This is a genomic window from Methylobacterium sp. 4-46, assembly GCF_000019365.1.
GTDB lineage: Bacteria > Pseudomonadota > Alphaproteobacteria > Rhizobiales > Beijerinckiaceae > Methylobacterium.
Window position 1 is genome coordinate 1,734,629 of record NC_010511.1, and the last position, 17,149, is coordinate 1,751,777.

General features: G+C 71.1%; 11 protein-coding genes. 7 read left to right on the forward strand and 4 right to left on the reverse strand.

Annotation, left to right across the window (positions count from 1 at the left end; genetic code table 11):
* Positions 1 to 157 precede the first annotated feature (157 nt).
* Both M446_RS07290 and M446_RS07295 read right to left on the reverse strand, forming a co-directional pair.
* The gene (locus tag M446_RS07290) at positions 158 to 2,332 is read right to left on the reverse strand and encodes a hypothetical protein (RefSeq protein ID WP_012331468.1); all 2,175 of its coding nucleotides are present in this window, start codon (positions 2,330 to 2,332) and stop codon (positions 158 to 160) included.
* A 158-nt stretch (positions 2,333 to 2,490) separates the two neighbouring features.
* Positions 2,491 to 4,143 (reverse strand): bifunctional aspartate transaminase/aspartate 4-decarboxylase, encoded by a 1,653-nt coding sequence (locus tag M446_RS07295; protein WP_043700954.1) that lies wholly within the window; start codon positions 4,141 to 4,143, stop codon positions 2,491 to 2,493.
* 902 nt (positions 4,144 to 5,045) lie between these two features.
* Between M446_RS07295 and M446_RS07300 the strand changes: the two genes are divergently transcribed.
* The 7 genes from M446_RS07300 (at position 5,046) to ppk2 (ending at position 13,691) form a co-directional block, all read left to right on the forward strand.
* Complete coding sequence (locus M446_RS07300) at positions 5,046 to 5,840, forward strand: DUF4344 domain-containing metallopeptidase (protein ID WP_018262117.1); 795 nt, start codon at positions 5,046 to 5,048, stop codon at positions 5,838 to 5,840.
* 471 nt (positions 5,841 to 6,311) lie between these two features.
* Complete coding sequence (locus M446_RS07305; RefSeq protein WP_018262116.1) at positions 6,312 to 7,136, forward strand: DUF4344 domain-containing metallopeptidase; 825 nt, start codon at positions 6,312 to 6,314, stop codon at positions 7,134 to 7,136.
* Between the two features lie 218 nt (positions 7,137 to 7,354).
* Positions 7,355 to 7,705 (forward strand): GCG_CRPN prefix-to-repeats domain-containing protein, encoded by a 351-nt coding sequence (locus M446_RS07310; protein ID WP_012331472.1) that lies wholly within the window; start codon positions 7,355 to 7,357, stop codon positions 7,703 to 7,705.
* A gap of 192 nt (positions 7,706 to 7,897) precedes the next feature.
* Positions 7,898 to 8,449, forward strand: coding sequence for a hypothetical protein (locus M446_RS07315; protein ID WP_012331473.1), 552 nt, complete (start codon positions 7,898 to 7,900; stop codon positions 8,447 to 8,449).
* A gap of 81 nt (positions 8,450 to 8,530) precedes the next feature.
* Positions 8,531 to 9,646 (forward strand): efflux RND transporter periplasmic adaptor subunit, encoded by a 1,116-nt coding sequence (locus M446_RS07320; RefSeq protein WP_012331474.1) that lies wholly within the window; start codon positions 8,531 to 8,533, stop codon positions 9,644 to 9,646.
* A gap of 4 nt (positions 9,647 to 9,650) precedes the next feature.
* On the forward strand, positions 9,651 to 12,836 hold the full coding sequence (locus M446_RS07325; protein ID WP_012331475.1) for an efflux RND transporter permease subunit: 3,186 nt from the start codon (positions 9,651 to 9,653) through the stop codon (positions 12,834 to 12,836).
* A 15-nt stretch (positions 12,837 to 12,851) separates the two neighbouring features.
* Positions 12,852 to 13,691: a polyphosphate kinase 2 gene (gene ppk2 / locus M446_RS07330; RefSeq protein WP_012331476.1), complete on the forward strand. Its 840-nt coding sequence runs from the start codon at positions 12,852 to 12,854 to the stop codon at positions 13,689 to 13,691.
* A gap of 270 nt (positions 13,692 to 13,961) precedes the next feature.
* On the opposite strand, the gene fabI is transcribed toward ppk2, so the two are convergent.
* Together fabI and M446_RS07340 are read right to left on the reverse strand one after the other, a co-directional pair.
* The gene (gene fabI, locus M446_RS07335; RefSeq protein WP_012331477.1) at positions 13,962 to 14,744 is read right to left on the reverse strand and encodes an enoyl-ACP reductase FabI; all 783 of its coding nucleotides are present in this window, start codon (positions 14,742 to 14,744) and stop codon (positions 13,962 to 13,964) included.
* A 22-nt stretch (positions 14,745 to 14,766) separates the two neighbouring features.
* Entirely contained in the window at positions 14,767 to 17,076 is a 2,310-nt protein-coding gene (locus tag M446_RS07340) for a DUF3141 domain-containing protein (protein WP_012331478.1), read from the reverse strand.
* Positions 17,077 to 17,149: the final 73 nt, after the last annotated feature.

The window sequence follows — 17,149 nt, forward strand, 5'->3', positions numbered from 1 at the left end:
GCGCGGGCATTCTCCGAACATGTCCCGGAACAATGGCTGCCGCCGGCCGCGTGCCGACGGTCGTGTCCCTGGCGGTGGACCCGGCGGCCGCGAGGGAGCCCGCCTGGGGCCCCTCCGTCGCTCGATCGGCGTGAGCCGAGTGCTCTCGCCGTCAGATCTACTCGGGGGGACGAAAGCGTGCGGACGCGGGTCCGTCGTAGAGCTGGCCCTCGCGATCGTAGGCGCCGGCGAACGCGCGGCCGCCCGGGGCCTGCGAACAGACGAGGCCGTGATCGGGCGTCTCCGTCACTGCACAGGCCGCCGTGGCGGCGAGCGCCCCCGGGAGGAGCCGGAAATCTCCCCGCTCCGGGGCCGTGAAGCCGGGGCTGCCGGTTCGCCCGTGGCTCTCGATCCCGCGCTGCCGCGTGAGCGCGACCGGAAAGCCGTTGCTGCTGACGTCGTGATCGAACGCGCTCGCGAGTTCGGGACGGTCGTGCCCCTGCTCGTCGACCGGCAGCCACCGGAAGCAGTCGAAGAACGGGCTCGATCCGGTCTCGCCGGGATAGCGCGCGAGGTCGTCCCCCCGCACCACGCCTCGGCCGCAGGTGCTCGCGTCGAAAGTCTCGGGCCGGGTCCGGCACAGATCCGCGTCATAGCCGGGCGCGTCGGGCTCGCAGAACAGCAGGGCATTGTTCCAGTGCCGAAGGTTCGCGGCGGCGCCGATCCCGGTCACGGGCGAGCGCAGGTACCAGCTGTTGTTGAACACGTAGATCGGGCCGTGCTCCGCGTAGCGGTAGGAATCGGGCTCCGCGCCCCGCGGTGGAAGCGCGAGCTTGACGACCCGGCCCTGGAGGCTCGCGTCGCAGGTCTGATCGCGGGGATCCATCCAGGTGACCTCACCGGAGGGCGCGACGCTCTCGACTCCGACGGCGAGCCAGCGGGCGCGCGTGAAATCGAAGCGGCGGTCGAGCTTCGGGTCGAAGGCCCCGCCGGCCTCCGGCTTCTCGATGGGCTGACGCGCGCAGGGCGGCAGGGGAGAGGGGCGACCGGGACGGTCGATCGCCGGAACGTCGTCGAACCAGCCGCGGTTGCCGTAAACGTAGACCGGCCCGCCCCCCATGTCGTCGAAGGAGAACCACGCGTGGGAATTCACGATCCGGTTGCGGGCGATGCGCACCTCCATCGCCCAGGTCTCCAGTTCGACCGGATTGTCGCGCACGAAGGCGAACAAGTTGTCGTAGATCCAGACGTCCCGGTTGAACGGGCAAGTCGCCGGCGACAGGGCCGATGCTTTGAGATCCTCGCAGGCGGCGGCCTTGACCCGGAGGCCGTTATAGGCCGACAGGACGGTGTTGCGGCGGAAGATGATCGGTCCGCGCACGTCGGCACCGCCCAGGAGCGCGCCGTTGAAGTGGTCGTAGGCACCGTGGTGGGTCACTCCCCAGGGAATGCTGCGCCAGATCAGGCCCGCGCAGCCGAACGCGCCGACCCGGCCGTCGCGGCAGCGGAACGGTCCCTCGCGCGTCAGGGCGGCCTCCTCGTAGCCGCTCGCGTCCTGCACCCAGGTGACGTCCTCGACCACGAGCGTGTCGGCGGGGCGGTCGGGGCTGCCGCGCGCCGCGAGGCCGTAGCTGCTGCCGATCACCAGGGAACGGCGCAGCGTGACGCGCCGGCTGTCGATCGCCCGGACGGCCGCGAGCCAGCACCCCTGGAATGTCAGATCCTCGATCGCGACGCCGTCGGCGCGGTCGATGTCGAGGCAGGCCGCCTCGGCGAGCCGCCCCGCCCGCCCGATCGGCATGGCGAGCCGCGAGCGGCGGCCGCGGTCCCGCTCCACCGCCGAGGCCGCCACGGTCAGCGCGCCGAGGAGATCCGGCGCCCGGGGAACCGCGAGCGCCGTCGCGAGGTCGCCGCAGGGCTGCTCGACGTCGGCCTCCGGCATCGGGCAGCCGCGGATCTCCTCGATCGTCCGCCCGACCATCCGGGTGCGCAGGCCGAGCCCGCGGACGACGACCGGCGGGGCGTCCCGCTCGCCCGCTCCGGACAGCGTGACCCGCCGGGCATAGCGGGTCACCGCATCCGGCGCCGGGCTGTCGGCGAGGAGCTGCACGACATCGCCCGGCCGCAATCCCTGCAGGGTCTCCGTCGCGAACGCCTCCGTGCGCGGGGCGACCATGCGGCCGTCCGCGCCGTATCCCGGGCCGCCTCCCTCCGGCGTGACGTAGATCGTCCGCGCCGCGGCAGGGTGCGCCACCAGGAGCAGCAGCCCCGCCGCGAGGATGCGCCGGAGCCGTCCCGCCGGCAGGACGGGACGGGCCTTCCCGGTGCCGGCCGCGTCGTCGATCGCGCCCATCCTCGGTTCCCCGGTCGAGCCGGACTCATACGCCATCCGGTTGAGTGCTTCGCCATCTCCGATTTCGGCCATGCGGATATCGGCTTCGCTCAGGCGCCGCGCTCAGGCGCCGCGCAGGCGCGTGATCCGGGAGCCGCTTCGATCAAGCCGATCCCGGATCACTCGGCCGGTACCGGCTCGACGTCCTTCGTCGCCTCCGCGCCGCTGGCACGCTTGGCGGCCTCGTAGGCGTCCCGGTAGCCGCGGGCCACCGCGCGCACGCCCCGACCGATATCGGCGTAGACCTCGTCGGGGAGGTTGGCGAGGGAGACCCGCAGCGACCAGTCGGGTGCCTCGAAGCCCCCGCCGTTGAGCAGCACGATCCCGTGCACCTCGGCCAGCCGGAACGCGAGGTCGAGGGGGTGGACCGTGCGCTTCAGGTACTCCACCGCCTCCTCGCCGATGTTCTTGCGCGCCCAGAACTCGAAGTCGATCAGGCCGTAATAGGCGTCGAAGTTCGGATTCGGCGTGAGATGCAGGCCGAGGCCCTCGATCATCGACCAGACGCGCCGGTTGACGATCTCCATGCAGGCCTCCTGGTAGGCCTTCTTGTCGTCCATCAGCTCCGAGAGCGAGAACAGGCTCATCATCACCTGCTGCGGGAGGGAGAGGCCGGCGGTGTGGTTGAGCGCGATGTCGCGGCTGTCGGCCACGATGCGGTCGATGAACTTGAGCTTGCGCGGCTCCAGCGTCAGCGGGCCGTAGCGCCTGTCGAGGTCCGCCGTCACGTCGGCCGGCAGCTTCGCGATCATCTTGTCGAAGATGTTGTCCTCGTGGATCGCGATGGCCCCCAGGCGCCAGCCTGTGCAGCCGAAATACTTCGAGAAGGAATATACGCCGATGGTGTTGTGCGGCAGTTCGGCCATCAGCGAGCGGAAATCGTGCACGAAGGTGCCGTAGACGTCGTCGGTGAGGATCATCAGATCCGGCCGCTTGCTCTTGACCAGCTCGGTGATTTTGGCGATCGTCTCCGCGCTCATCGCCATCCCGGTCGGGTTGCCGGGATTGACGACGAAGAAGGCCTTGACCTTGGGATCGAGAAGCTTGTCGATCTCCGCATCCGTGTACTGAAACTTGTTCTCCTGTGGCGCCTTGATGTGGACGACGTTGAGCGCGTAATCCTCGAGATGCGTCATCTCGAGATAGGGCGTGAAGATCGGCGTGCCGAGGGCGATCGTGTCGCCCGGCAGCAGCAGCCGGTTGGCCTTGAGCGATTTGAACAGGTAGCACATCGCCGCCGTTCCGCCCTCGACCGCGTAGAGGTCGAACCGGCCGGCCGGCGCGCGCTTCCCGCACATCGCCCAGATCAGGTATTCGTGCACGATCCGCTCGTTGTGGACGAGCATGCGGTCAGGCACCGGGTAGTTGTCGCCGACGATCGAATCGACGAGCTCGTGCACGAAGGCGTCCGGATCGAACGCGAACGCCTTCACGGCGAAGGGCACCATCGCGGCCAGGAAGGAGGCCCCGGGCAGATCGGAATGCCGCTCCAGCCACGCGTCGAGCCGGCCGGCGATCCCGGCGGCCTGCGGCATGCCGCCGAGCCCCGCGGGGTGGCTCATCACGCGCCTGCTCTCGCTCATCGCGAACTGGCCGAGCAGGAAGAAGGCGTCGCGCGGCGTCGTCGCGACCCAGTTCGGATTGCCGCGACCCGCGTTGAGGAACGCCGATTGCGTCCGGCGGGACGTCTCCTTGGCCAGTTTGATCAACTCGTCCTTGATCTCGAACGGGCTGAGCGACTCGAAGTTCTTCAGGTTCAGCACATCAGTCATCGTCATCCTCCCGGAGATATGAATTGTCGTGCAAGACAATGGCCGTGACCGTGCCGCAGGTGACGAGCCCGATGGGGCCGGGGGCGGGCCGACGCCGAGAGCCGGGGCCCTCGTCCTAGAGCGGATCCCGGAGCCGATCCCGGCAGCGGCGCGGACCCGGTCTGCGCCGAGGTGGCCGCCGACCCGATCGCGACGAAGGTGCGGGTGAGGGTGTGGCCGATCCGACCTCGGTCGCGCCGGCGATCGCGGGCTGCGCGACCGCGACCACCGCCGGCAGGGTTGCCGTAACGTGTCCGGGACCGGGTCCCGCGACCTTCCTCCGCGTGATCGCGAGGCCGGACACGAGGGACGAGACGATGGCCAGATCAGGATGAGCACGGGACATCCTGACGCGCCGGTCGGTCATGGCCTCCCTCCCCGCATGGCCGCCCGACCGAGGAGGCCCCCCTCGAGGACGAGGCGGTCTCCGCGGGCAGCCGTATCTCGACTTCCGTCAGATCGCGTTGCGGTCCGAAGGCACAGCCGAGGCAGCGTTTCCTAAAGTGTTTACGGTGCGACCGACCGGGTGCTTGATCGAACGGGACACGGATCGGTACGCCTTCACTGAATTACGTAAAATCTCATTGCCACAGATCTTGTGCGGTGCGAGGGTATGGGCGGTGGCGGCTCTATTCAGCAGGAATTGCGACGCAGCATCGCGCGGCTTGATCGCTTGGCTCGGGCGCGGCGTGGCGACCCACTGATCACGCCGGCCGGATCGGGCGCATCCGCGAGCGCGACGGCGCGCGCGACATCGGGAGGGCGCGGTGGGTCAGGTGCGTCTGCGAAGCCCGCGTCGGCCGGACCGCGAACCTGGCCGGGCATCGCGCATCCATCGCAGGGCACTCCGCGCGATCGTCCTGATGGCGGCCGGTCTCGTGACGTGCGTTCCCGCTCACGCCGCCGCGAAGCCCGCGCGCGTCGTCGTGAGTTACGTGCCGCCCAGCGACCCCGCGCATCGCGACATCTACCGGACCGCGCGGCGGCAGCGCGTGCTGGAGCGGCTGGCCGATGTGATCCGCCTCGTTCGCCTTCCCCACCGCCTCACCTTCCGCATGCAGGGGTGCGGCGGCGAGCCGAACGCGTGGTACGATCCGGACAATCACTCCGTCACGATGTGCTACGAGATGGTCGCGGGCGTCGTGGCCCTCGCGCCTCGCGCGCGGTCTCCGGCCGGCGTCACCCGGGATCAGGCGATCCGCGGGCCGGTCGCGCAGATCCTGATGCATGAGACCAGCCACGCGCTGTTTCACCTCTTGCGCGTCCCCATCTTCGGGCGCGAGGAGGACGCGGCTGACCAGCTTGCCTCCCTGATCCTGCTGCAACTCGCGCCGGCCCCTGCGCGCGACGTCGTGAGCGGGAGCGGATACTTCTTCGCGGCACTCGGCCGACAGGAGCCGGTCGACAAGGGCAGCTTCGCGGACGTGCACGGCCTGTCGTGGCAGCGATTCTACAATCTCGCCTGCTTGGCCTATGGCGCGCATCCGCGCCGCTACGCCGACATCGTCACCAAGGGGTATCTGCCGAAGGAGCGGGCGGAGCGGTGCGGCGAGGAGGCCGCGCAGGTCTCGTACGCGTTCGAGCGGCTCATCGCCCCGCACCTTCGCGTGCGCCCCCATCGCGGCGCCCATCTTCGGCGCGCGTGGCGGTCGCGTTAGCGGACGGGCCCGCCGTCGTGTGTCGATGCCGGCACCGGCGGCCGCGGCGAGGTGCGCCGGCCATGCGCGGCTCCCGCCGATCCCTCGGCGCGCGACGCCGATCTGCGCCACGCGTCGCAGCGCCACCGCCGGACCCTCGATCGGTGCCGCCGCGATGACCTTTCGTCCCTCACCGTCTCGCGCGCGGCGGATGCCGATCCAGGTCTCGTTCGATCAAGCACCTGCCGCGGGAGCGGTCATTCTCGCGGGGACGGGCTCACCCGCCTCGGCGGTGACCTCGATCGGAGATGAAGGCAGCGATGGCCCGAGACCTCCCTCGTACATCGCCGTGCGCCGGTCGCGGTACCACCGCGGTGCCCGGCTCGCGGGATGAGGCGGGCGCCGGCCCCGAGGGGGACGCCGCTCCGCCTTGCCCCCGGCGCGGTCGTGCGCGTCGTCTCGCATCGGCGCGGCATATCCGGAGACGGCGACATGCGGCGCACCCTCGGGCTGACGGCGGGTTTGGCGCTGGCCGGCAGTGCCGTGCCGGGCTGGGCGACCCCGTCCCGCGATGCTCTCATCCGCGTCGTTTACGATCGTCCGGTGCAAGCGGAGGCGCTCGCGATCTACCGCGACCTCAAGGGGCGCCGCGTGCTCGAGGAATTGCGGAACATCATCGGCGTCCGCCTGCCGCGGCCGCTCACCCTGAAATTCTCGGCCTGCGACGGCGAGGTCAACGCGTGGTACGCGCCCGAGAGCCGGCTGGTCACGATCTGCTATGAGTACGTCCGAGACGTCCAGGATCGGGCGCCCAAGGAGACCCCCCAGGCTGGGGTGGCGCGGCACGCCGCGGTCTTCGGTCCCATCGCTCTCGTGGTCCTGCACGAGACCGGGCACGCCCTCTACGATCTGCTCGACGTCCCGGTGCTCGGCCGGGAGGAGGACGCGGCCGACCAGTTCGCCGCGATGGTGCTGCTCGAATTGCCGCCCGCACAGGCCCGGCCCATCATCGACGGCATCGCGCACCATTTCCGCAGCCATGCGGCCGAGGAACAGGCGGAGGAGGCGGTGCTCGCCGACGACCACAGCCTCGCCTTCCAGCGCCTCTACAATCTTCTCTGCCTCGCCTACGGCGCCGACCGCCGCGCCTTCGGCTACCTCGTCGAGGGCGGTGCCCTGCCGAGGGCGCGCGCCGCCCAGTGCGGGGCGGAGTACGACCTCGCCGCGTACTCGCTGCGCAAGCTCTTCCGGCGCCATCTGCGCGACGGACGGATCGCGCGCGCGCGCCTCCGCCGCGCTTTCCAGTGGATGTTCTGATGTCGTCGCCCACCCTCGTGCAGGTTGGCCCCGTCCTCGCCGCCCCCGGTCCGGCCGGCGCCGCGACGGGCCGGCCGACCGGTCTCGACCCGGCCCCGCGTGCCGGGCCGGGTCGCCGCAAGGGCGGTACGACCCCGTCGAATGGCCGATCTCGCGCCATGCCGGGCACCGGACCCGGCTCTCAGAGTCCTGACAACCGGAGACAAGGAGTGGCCTCCATGAAGCTGTTCTCTCCCGTTACCCTGGCGGCCCTGCTCCTGGGCACGCTGCTCGGGTTCGGCCCCGCCCCGGCGAGCGCCGCGCAGGGATGTGGCCCGGGCTTCCACCGGAACGTCTACGGCGTCTGCCGACCGAATTACGGCGGCTATTACGGCGCGCCGGGCGTCTACAGGGGCGGTGTCTACCGGGGCGGCGTCTACAGGGGCGGCGTTTACCGGGGCGGCGTCTACGGCCGGCGGGTCTATGGCGGCCGCGTGTACGGCCACCGCGGCTATGCCGGCCGGGGCTACGGTGCCCGCGTGGGCCATTACGGCGCGCGCGGCTTCGGCGGCCGAAGAGGCCGGCGGTAGGGGCCGCCGCCCGAGCCGGCCGGTGGGAGCCGCCCGCGCGGGCCGGGCGGCCCGCGCTGCGCCTCGCTCCGCGGCGCCGGCGCTCCCGCGGGCGGGCGATCGGGGCTGCGCGGGCCTGGGCCGCATCATGAGGCAGGGCCGCGCTCGCCGCGGAGGGTCGCGGGCGGCGGGGATGATCCAGAGGAGGGCGGGATGACGGGCATCTCCACCGACACGGTGTCCGATCAGGTCCCCGACGGCCGCTGGCGGCGCATCGGCCGGCGGATCGCCGACGAGGCCCGGCGGATCGCCGCGATCTTCGCCTATCTCTGGGTCGTGTTCGGCGTGCTGGTGCTGCACGAATCGATCGTGCTGTCGCGGCACGGCATCGGCTTCCGCTTCTACGGCTTCGCCTTCCTCAATGCCTGGATCCTCGCGAAGGTCGTCCTGGTGGCCGAGGCCTTCGATACCCGCCTGCGCTTCGAGGGCAGGCCGCTGATCCTGCCCATCGGCCTGCGCTCCGCCGGGTTCGCGCTCCTCCTCGTCTGCGCCTACGCGGTGGAGGAGACGCTGATCCACCTGTGGAACGGGCGCCCGCTCGCCGAGAGCCTCCCGGCCATCGGCGGCGGCGGCGTGCGGGGATTCGTGGTCATCGCGGTGATCATGACCGTCGCGCTCGTGCCCTACTTCACGTGGCGCGAGCTCGGGCGCGTGCTCGGCCGCGAGCGGCTGCGGGCCCTGATGCTGTCGGGCCGCGCGGCCTGACCGGCCCGCTGTCCCATCCGATCAAGCCGGTCGGGCGCGACCTGCGACCATGGGCTGCCGTTCTCCGCGCGAGGGGCGATCATGCTCCACCGTCCCCGATTACTCCTCCTCCTCCTCCTCGCCGCCGCGCCCGCCGCGGCCCGGGCCGAGACGGATCCGGCCGCGGCGCTCCCGGTCGGCACCGTCGCCGCCCAGAAGAAGGCCATCGACAAGGCCCTCGACTTCGTCGGCCGGGTCGAGGCGGTGAGCCGCGTCGAGGTGCGGGCCCGCGTCACCGGCTTCCTCGACACCGTCCTGTTCAAAGAGGGGGACCTCGTGAAGGAGGGCGCGCCCCTCTACCGGATCGAGCCCGACCTGTTCGAGGCCGCGGTGAAGCAGGCCGAGGGCGCGCTGGAGCGCAGCCACGCGGCCGAGACGCTCGCGGCGATCCAGCTCCAGCGGGCGCAGGACCTCCTCGATCGCAGTTCGGGCACCGTGGTCGCGCGTGACCAAGCCCGCGCCGCCCTCGACCAGTCGCGGGGTGCCGTGACGGGCGACGAGGCGAACCTGAGGACCGCGGAGATCAACCTCGGCTACACGAAGATCCTCTCGCCCATCGCCGGCCGGATCGGCCGGACCAGCGTCACCAAGGGCAACGTGGTGGGGCCCGACAGCGGCGTGCTGACCACCATCGTCAGCCAGGACCCGATGTATGTCAGCTTCCCGGTGAGCCAGCGCGAGTTCCTGCGGATGCAGCAGGGCGGTCCGCAGCCGGACCGCAGCAAGATCGCCGTGCGGATCCGCTTCTCGGACGGCTCGACCTACGATCAGGTCGGGCGGATCAACTTCGTGGACATCAGCGTCGACCGGAGCACCGACACCGTGCTGGTGCGCGCCAGCATGCCGAACCCGGCGGGCACCCTCCGGGACGGGCAACTCGTCCAGGTCGCGCTCCAGACCGGAATGCCCGAGGAGAAGGTGGTGGTGCCCCAGGGCGCGCTCATCGCCGACCAGGGCGGCGTCTACGTCTTCGTGGTCGAGGACGGCCGCGCGGTGACGCGGCGCGTGACGGTGGCGTCGGGGGCCGGCGGGAGCGACGCGGTGATCGAGGCGGGGCTCTCGGGCGGCGAACTCGTCATCGTCGACGGGCTGCAGCGCGTGCGCCCCGGCCTCCCGGTGCGGGCGGTCCCGGCCAGCGCGGCGGCGGGAAGGACCTGATCCGATGCTCTCCGCGATCTTCGTCGACCGGCCGCGCCTCGCGCTGGTGATCGCCATCGTCACCTCGATCGCGGGGGCGCTGGCGCTCCTCGCCATCCCGGTGGCGCAGTATCCCGACATCGTGCCGCCCCAGGTCTCGGTGACGACGACCTACCCGGGCGCCGCCGCCGACGTGGTCGAATCGACCGTGGCGCAGCCGATCGAGTCGCAGGTCGTCGGCGTCGACAAGATGATCTACATGAAGAGCGTCAGCGGCAACGACGGCAGCTACACGCTCACCTGCTCGTTCGAGCTCGGCACCGATCCCGACATCAATGCCGTCAACGTCAACAACCGGGTCCAGATCGCGCTCGCGAAACTCCCCGAGGACGTCCGCAAGCAGGGCGTCACGGTCAAGAAGAAATCCTCCGCCCTGCTCGGCGTGCTCGCGGTCTACTCGCCGAAGGCGATCCAGGACCCGCTCTTCATCTCGAACTACGTGACCATCAACCTGCTCGACCGGATCAAGAGCACGCCCGGCGTGGGCGACGCGACGCTGTGGGGGCCGCAGGATTACGCGATGCGGGCCTGGGTGCGCAGCGACCAGCTCACCGGCCTCAACCTGACCACGGGCGACGTCATCAACGCGATCAAGGCCCAGAACGTCCAGGCCCCGGTCGGCCGCATCGGCGCCCGGCCGATCTCGGACGAGCAGCAGCTCCAGCTCAGCATCCAGACCCAGGGGCGGCTCACCTCGCCCGAGCAGTTCCGCAACGTCGTGCTGCGCACCAACCCGGACGGGTCGCTGCTGCGGCTCGGCGACGTCGCCCGGATCGAGCTCGGCGCGGCGAGCCTCGACCGCGAGACGCGGCTCAACGGCAGCCCGGCCACGGTCATCGCGATCTACCAGTCGCCCGGCGCCAACGCGATCGCGACCCTGAAGGAGGTCAAGGCGCGGGTCGCCGCGCTGGCCAAGGCCTTCCCGGAGGGGCTGGAATGGAAGGTCACCTACGACCCGACCGCCTTCATCACCGAGACCGTGCACGAGGTGCAGAAGACGCTCGTCGAGGCCTTCGTGCTCGTCGTGATCGTGGTGTTCCTGTTCCTCGGCAGCCTGCGGGCGACGCTGATCCCGACGGTCGCCGTGCCGGTGAGCCTGATCGGCACCTTCATCGCGCTCAAGGCGGTCGGCTACTCGGCGAACTCGGTCTCCCTGCTCGCCATGGTGCTCGCCATCGGGATCGTGGTCGACGACGCCATCGTGGTGGTCGAGAACGTCGAGCGGGTGATGGAGGAGCACCCGGACCTGTCCCCGCGCGAGGCGACGAAGCGCGCCATGGCGGAGATCACCGCGCCGATCATCGCGATCACCCTGGTGCTGCTCTCGGTCTTCGTGCCGGTCGCCTTCGTGCCGGGCATCTCGGGCGAGCTGTTCCGCCAGTTCGCGGTCGCGGTCGCGGTCTCGATGTTCCTCTCGGCCATCAACGCGCTCACGCTCTCGCCCGCGCTCTGCGGCGTGCTGCTGAGACCCCATCACGGGCCACGGCGCGGCATCATGGGATTCGTGATGCGGGCGATCGACGCCGTCCGCGACGGCTACGGCGCCGCGGTGGCCCGCATCGTGCGCCTCTCGATCATCGGCCTCGTGCTGTCGCTCGCGGCGGCCTGGGGCACGGTCGAACTGGCGAAGATCACGCCCACGGGCTTCCTGCCGGAGGACGATCAGGGCGCCTTCTTCGTGGTGGTGCAGCTTCCCGAGGGCGCTTCGGTCGCGCGGACCTCGGACGTGGCGGCGAAGGCCGAGGCCATCCTGCGCGAGGAGCACGCCGTCGCCGACGCGACGACCGTGGTCGGCCTCAACTTCATCGACAATTACTCGCAGAGCAACGCCGCCTTCCTGGTCGTCACGCTCAAGCCGTTCGAGGAGCGCAAGGGGGCGGGCGACGGCGCCGCGGCCCTGATCGCGCGGCTCGGCCAGCGCTTCCGCGAGGTGCCGGGCGGCCTCGTCGTGCCCCTCGCGCCCCCGCCGATCATCGGGCTCGGGACCGGCGGCGGCTTCGCCTACGTGCTGGAGGACCTGCGCGGCGGCGATCCGAAGGAACTCGCCCAGGCCCTGCGCGGCCTCATCGTCGCGGCGAACCAGGAGCCGAAGCTCAGCCGCGTCTTCAGCACCTTCTCGGCGACCAACCCGTCGGTCTACCTCGATATCGACCGCAACAAGGTCCAGATCCTGGGCGTGTCGCTCGACAGCGTGTTCCAGGCGCTGCAGGCCTCGCTCGGCGGCTACTACGTCAACGACATCAACCTGTTCGGCCGCACCTGGCAAGTTCAGGTCCAGGCCGAGGCGGCCGATCGCCAGAGCATCGACGACATCTACCGCATCAACGTGCGCAACAAGGACGGCCAGATGGTGCCGCTGCGCAGCCTCGCCGAGGTGCGGATCGTCGTCGGACCGCCCTCGCTGATCCGCTACAACAACCTGCGCGCGGTGACGGTGCAGGGCGGGCCGGCGCCCGGCATCTCCTCGGGCCAGGCCCTCGCCGCCATGGAGGCCGTCGCGGCCCGGACCCTGCCGACCGGCTTCGGCGGGGAGTGGACCGACACCGCCTTCCAGGAGAAGCGGGCGGAGGGGAAGACCGCGATCATCCTCGCCTTCGCGGTGCTGTTCGCCTTCCTGTTCCTGGTCGGCCTCTACGAGAGCTGGACGATCCCGGTGCCGGTCCTGCTCTCGGTCACCGTCGGCATCGTCGGCGCCTACGCGGCGATGGTCTGGGGCGGGCTCACCCTGGACCTCTACGCGCAGATCGGCATGGTCGTGCTGATCGGGCTCGCCGCCAAGAACGGCATTCTCATCGTCGAGTTCGCCAAGGAGCAGCGGGAGAAGGGCGTCGCGCTGCGCGAGGCCGCGACCGAGGGGGCGCGGCTGCGCTTCCGCCCGGTCATGATGACCTCCTTCGCCTTCATCCTCGGCCTGCTGCCGCTCGTGATCGCCACCGGCGCCTCGCAGCTCGCCCGGCGCAACGTCGGCACGCCGGTCTTCGGCGGCATGGTCGCCGCGTCCTTCCTCGGCATCTTCGTGATCCCGCCGCTCTACGTGGTGTTCCAGGGCCTCCGCGAGCGGGCGTGGCGGCTGCTCGGCGGCAAGAAGCAGCAACCGGCGACGCGGCCGGCCGCGCCGACCGGTGCGGCGGGGCACCAGCCGGCGGAGTAGGGGGGAGGGGGCGCCATGGACGACACCGACCAGGACCTGCTGGCGGAGGCGCACGACGAGGCGGTGCCGGCCTCCGAGGCCGGCCGGCTCAAGCGCAAGCCCTACGAGCGCGAATTGCGCAAGCTCCAGGTCCAGCTCTGCCACCTGCAGAGCTGGGTGCGGGCGACCGGCGCGCGCATCATCGTCGTCTTCGAGGGCCGCGACGCGGCCGGGAAGGGCGGCACCATCAAGGCGATCACCGAGCGGGTCAGCCCGCGCGTGTTCCGGGTCGCGGCGCTGCCGGCGCCCTCCGATCGGGAGAAGAGCCAGCTCTTCCTGCAGCGCTACATCGCCCAGTTTCCGGCCGGCGGCGAGATCGTGATCTTCGACCGCTCCTGGTACAACCGCGCCGGCGTCGAGACCGTGATGGGCTATTGCGACGAGGCGGAGCGGCGGCGCTTCCTCGCCCTCTGCCCGCAGATCGAGCGCTTCATCACCGGCGGCGGCATCCAGCTCATCAAGTTCTGGCTGGAGGTGGGGCGCGCCGAGCAGAAGCGCCGCTTCGAGGCGCGCATCGACGACCCGCTGCGGCAGTGGAAGCTCAGCCCGATGGATCTCGAATCCTACCGGCGCTGGTACGAGTATTCCCGCGCCCGCGACGCCATGTTCGCCGCCACCGACACCGACGACCTGCCCTGGTACGTGGTGCGCTCGGACGACAAGCGGCGGGCGCGGCTCAACTGCATCGCGCACCTCCTGCACCTCATCCCCTACAAGGAGCTCGAGGCCGAGAAGGTGACGCTGCCCAAACGGAGCAAGAAGGACGCCTACGACGACACGCTGCGCGACCGGCGCTTCGTGCCCGAGCGCTACTGATCCCGACGGTCACGTCGCATGCGACATCCGACGGATGGCTTCGCCATGCGGATGTCGGCTTCGCTCAGGCGCCGCGCAGGCTCGTGATCCGGGATCCGCTTCGATCAAGCGGATCACGGATCATACGCGGTCCGGACGTGATCGTCCGGACCGCGTATCATCGGGAGGCACGACGGCCCGATGCGTCGGCATCCTGGGCCGTTGGCGCGGGGCGGGCGGCGCGGTCGCCGTGCGCGCCCCGATCGGGCGGGGCGCGATCGGCGGCCGGGCTCAAGCCATGATGCTGAGGCCGCCGTCGACGTAGACCGTCATGCCGGTCAGGCGGGCGGCGTAGGGCGTCGTCAGGTAGGCGGCGGTGAGCCCGACATCGTCGATGTCCACGAGTTCGCCGATGGGCGAGCGCTGGATCGCCTCGTTGAGGAGGAGGTCGAAATCCTTCAGGCCCGAGGCGGCGCGGGTCTTGAGGGGGCCCGGCGACACCGCGTGGACGCGGATGTCGCGGTCGCCGAGCTCGTAGGCGAGGTAGCGCACGGCGCTCTCCAGCGCCGCCTTGACGGGTCCCATCAGGTTGTAGTTTGGCACCACCTTGCTGGCGCCGTGGTAGCTCATGGTGAGCAGCGTGCCGCCCTCGTGCATCAGCGGCGCGGCGAGCCGCGCCATGCGGATGAAGGAGTGGCAGGACACGTCCATGGCGATCCCGAACCCCTCGCCCGAACTGTCGACCAGCCGGCCCTGGAGGTCGGCGCGCGGCGCGAAGGCGATCGAGTGGAGCGCGATGTCGAGGCGGCCCCAGCTCTCGGCGATCTGCCGGAACACCGCCTCGAGCTCCCCCTCCCGCTGGACGTCGCAGGGCAGGAAGAGCGGCGCGTCGAGTTCGCGCGCGAGCGGCTCGACGAAGGGCCTCGCCTTCTCGTTGAGGTAGGTCAGGGCGATCCGCGCCCCGAGCCGCCGGAAGACGCGCGCGCAGCCGTAGGCGATCGAGTGCTCGTTGGCGACGCCGAGCACCAGCGCGTTCTTGCCCGCAAGGGCGTTGCCATCGGGGATCTGCGTCATGGCTCTGTCTCCGGAGCGGGCGTCAGCCGGCTCTGCGTTGACGGGGGGCGGGCTCGGGTGCCGGAACCGCCGCGGGGGCCGGCCCGAGGAGGTCGCGCAGCCGCGGCATCACGGCGAGCTGCTCGGGCGCGAGGTCGAGCCGCGTCGTCAGGCGCTCCAGGATGTCGAGGAGGCGGCGGCGCTCCTCGGCCGTGCGCAGCAGGTCCGGCAGGGTCGCCATCGCCCGCTCGGGCGCGTGCGCGATGATCTCCGCCTGCTGGCGGACCACCCGGGCCGCCGCGCTGGCCGGCAGGTCGAGCAGGCCGATCTCGCGGCCGGCGATCTCGCGGATGCGCTTGAAGGTGGACAGCCGCCGCTCGCTGCCGAAGCGCGACACGAGGAGTCCGGCCCGCACGGCCGCCTCGGTGAAGCCGCCCTCGGCGATCCGGCTCAGGGCCTCGGGCGGCGCCGCATCGATGGACGGGGCGACGGCCGGCTCCGCACCGGGCGGCGCGACCGCGCTCAGCGTCGCGTAGACGGTGAAGAACAGGTTCTCGACCGCGGCGTCGCGCATCTGCCGGTAGAAGTCCCACCCGGCCATGATGCCGGCCGCGGCGCCGCGCTCGCTCGCCGCCCAGGCCCCCGCTTCGTCCCGGTGGACGCGGTGCCCCCTCACCAGATCGGCACAGGGGCCGAGGCACGCGAGGGCCGGGTTGAGATCGGACAGGGCCCAGCGCCGCGCCCGCAGGGGGTGCAGCGCCCGCGACAGCGCCCCGATCTCGCGCGGCACCCAGGCGCTCAGCACCGGATGCACGAAGGTCTCGTAGGCGGCCGCATTGAGCTCGGAGACCCGGCTCACCGCGGCGAACGGCACCTCGTCCTTGCGCGCGTATTTCTGCAGCGTCTGAAGGTCCTCGACCTGCAGCTCGCGCAGGACCGCATCGTAGCGCACGCCCCCGTCGGCGCGCTCCTCCTCGACCTTCATGCCGTAGAGCCCGGGCGGAAGGTGCTCGATGTAGTCGAGGAGGTCGACGATCTGCGCATGCTCGCGGCGCGCGACGCCGGCCGAGACGAAGATGCCGAGATGCCCGACGCTCTCGTGCATCAGCCCGACGATGACCTGCCCGTTCGCCTTGAGGTCGGCGGTCGTCGGGTAGAGGTCCGCGACCCAGTTGAAGGCCTGCTGGGGCGGGGTGATGTTGTCGCCGAGCGAGGCGAACAGGATGATCGGCGAGCGGATCGCCTTCAGGTCGAAGGTTCTGCCCTCCGCCCACTCGGCGCTGCCGGAGGCCAGCCGGTTGCCGACGAACAGGTTGTCGACGATCCAGCGGATCTCCTCCCGATTCATCAGGAAGTACCCGCCCCACCAGCGCTCGAATTCCAGGTAGCGCGCCGGCTCGGTGTCGATCTTCGAGAAGAGGTTGTAGGATTTCCCGAACCACGTGTTGGCCGGGTTCAGGTACTCGAAATTGTCGACGAGGTGCGCGCCGTCGAAGACGCCGCCGCCGAGGTCGCTGGCGAGGAGCGCCGTCCAGCTCCCGCCGAGCATGCCGCCCGCGTAGCGCATCGGGTTCTCGGCGTCGTTGCCCGCCCAGTAGGACATCGGCGCGCCGTTCACCACGATCGGCCCGGCGCCCTCGGGATCGAGCGCGCCCACCAGCATCGCGGCCCAGCCGCCCTGACAATTGCCGACGATGACCGGCTTGCCGCGCGTCGGGTGGCGCTCGCGCACGAGGCGCAGGAAGGCCGCCTCGGCCTGCGCGACGTCCGCCAGCGTCTGGCCCGGGACCGGCTCGGGGAAGAAGATCACCACGTAGACCGGATGACCGGCGCGCAGCGCCATCCCGACCTCGGAATCCGGCTTGAAGCCGCCGATGCCCGGCCCGTGCCCCGCCCGCGGATCGATGATGATGTAGGGGCGCTTCTCGGCGTCGCTCGGCCGCTCCGGCGGCGGCAGGATCCGCGCCAGGGCGTAGTTCACCGGCCGGGCGAAGCGGCGCGCATCGGCGACCACCTCGTAGGGGAAGGCGAGGAGCGGCGGCTTGCCGGCCGCCTCGTGCGCCAGCCAATTGTTGCCGCGCTGCCGGAGCGTGTCCCAGAACAGGACCGAGCGTTGGGCGAAGTCGGTCCAGTAGGTGATCGCGTCGCCGGCCGCCTGCGCGGGCGTCCGGGGCGTCAGGGCCTCGATCCAGGCGCGGTTCGCCCCTTGGACCGCGTCCAGATAGGCGTCCAGGGCCGTGGCGCAGCGTTCGCGGTAGACCTCGGCGATGCGCAGCTGGAGCGGGAGCAGCGGCTGCAGGCTGCCCGTCGTCGGAGCTTGCCGAGGATATACACGTGTTCCTGGGTCTGCCATGGCCCTCATCCTGTCCCGGTTGCGTGCGCGGCGGCGGGCGGCCGCGCGGCGCCTTGCTGCCCCAAATTCATGA